This is a genomic window from Paracoccus sp. (in: a-proteobacteria) (assembly GCF_030536915.1).
Taxonomy (GTDB): Bacteria; Pseudomonadota; Alphaproteobacteria; order Rhodobacterales; family Rhodobacteraceae; genus Paracoccus.
In genome coordinates, this window is the sequence record NZ_JAUNPC010000047.1 from 1 (window position 1) to 1,534 (window position 1,534).

The 1,534-nt window shown below is 68.8% G+C and carries 3 protein-coding genes; 1 reads left to right on the top strand and 2 read right to left on the bottom strand.

All coding sequences use genetic code 11. The features are described from left to right. On the top strand, positions 1-384 hold a 384-nt coding region (locus tag Q4F04_RS09410; protein WP_303369574.1), incomplete at its 5' end, for an FAD-binding oxidoreductase. A gap of 3 nt (positions 385-387) precedes the next feature. Here the strand turns inward: Q4F04_RS09410 and Q4F04_RS09415 are convergent. Continuing rightward, positions 388-1,011, bottom strand: coding sequence for a DUF2062 domain-containing protein (locus Q4F04_RS09415; RefSeq protein ID WP_303369575.1), 624 nt, complete (start codon positions 1,009-1,011; stop codon positions 388-390). Between the two features lie 82 nt (positions 1,012-1,093). Continuing rightward, a partial coding sequence (locus Q4F04_RS09420) for an ACT domain-containing protein (protein ID WP_303369576.1) occupies positions 1,094-1,534 on the bottom strand: 441 nt, incomplete at its 5' end.

The window sequence follows — 1,534 nt, forward strand, 5'->3', positions numbered from 1 at the left end:
GGCGGCGAGAACCTCGGCTACCGCTTTCCCAAGGACATCGCCGCCAAGGTCCGCAGGTCGCTGGAACAGGTCTATCCGCAACTCAAGGGCGTGACGATCACCCATGCCTGGGGCGGAACGCTGGCGATCACGCTGAACCGGATGCCGCATTTCGCCCGGCCCGCGCCGAACTGCCTGTCCGCTGGCGGGTATTCGGGGCACGGGGTGGCGCTGGCAAGCCTTGCGGGAAAGCTGATGGCGCAGGCGGTGATGGGCCAGTCCGAGGGGTTCGACAGCATGGCCGCCCTGCCCTCGCGCCCCTTCCCCGGCGGCGGCGCGCTGCGCTGGCCCCTGCTGGTCGCGGGGATGAGCTGGTATTCCCTGCGCGACCGGCTGGGCGTCTGAGCCTCAGCCGCCCGCGTTCTTCCGCGCCTGCCTGGCCGCGCGCTTCGCCATGCGGGCGGCGCGATGACGGTGGTAGCCCTCGACCACCCGCAGGCTCAGGTAATGCGCGATCACGGCGGCGATCGTGCCGGGGATGATGCTGCCGACCAGATAAGGCAGGAAGATCGCGTGAAAGAACGTCTCCAGCTGGTCCCACTGGGCCACGCGGTCATCGAAGATCGACATGAGGTTGTGGGTCAACTGCCGCCCCGCCGCGGCAAAGGCGTTGAGGATCGCAGCGGGCGTCATGCTGCCATCCACCCCCAGCATCCAGCGGCCGAGCGCCATCGACGTCATCGCCATGAAGGGGATCGTCACCGGATTGCCGATCAGCGTGCCAAGAGCCGCCGCCAGCAGGTTGCCCCGCATCACCCAGGCAAGCGCAAAGGCGCCCAGCAGGTGAAAGCCGAACAAGGGCGTGAAGTTGATGAAGGTGCCCGCCGCAAAGCCCCGCGCGATCCGGTGCGGCTGGTCTGGCAGGCGGCGGACGCGGTAGCCCAGATACTGCGCCGCACGCGACCAGCCCCCCCGAGGATAGACCAGCTCGGAGGCGATCTGCGAATAGCTGCGTGGCTTGCGCTTGAACACCCGCGCCTCTTGTCAGGACCGGGTCCAGTGAAGCAGCCGCCCCTTGCGGACGCAAGCCCGCGCCGCCAAGCGTGATCGCGGCTCAGACCCGCGCGGTGGCATCCCGGATGCGCGCCACCTGCGCCACGTCGCTTTCCGCTTCCAGCGCGGTCAGCAGCGCCTGCAGATGCTCGCGGTCGCGCAGCTCGATCTCGATCCGCAGGCGATAGAAATCGGGCTTGCGGTCCAGGAACTCGAGGTCCGAGATATTCGCGCCCTGCGCGCCGATCAGCGTGCAGATGCGCCCCAGCACGCCCGCGTCATGGCGGATCGTCAGGTTCAGCTTGGACGAATAGACCGGCGGGTGCCGGCCCTCGCGCCAGCGCAGATCGACCCAGCGGGTGGGCTGGTCCTCGAAATCCGCCAGCACCGGGCAGTCGATGGCATGGATGACGACGCCCTTGCCGCGATAGGTGATGCCCACGATCCGCTCGCCCGGCAACGGATCGCAGCAGGGGGCGCGGGTCAGTTCCCGGTCGGCCTC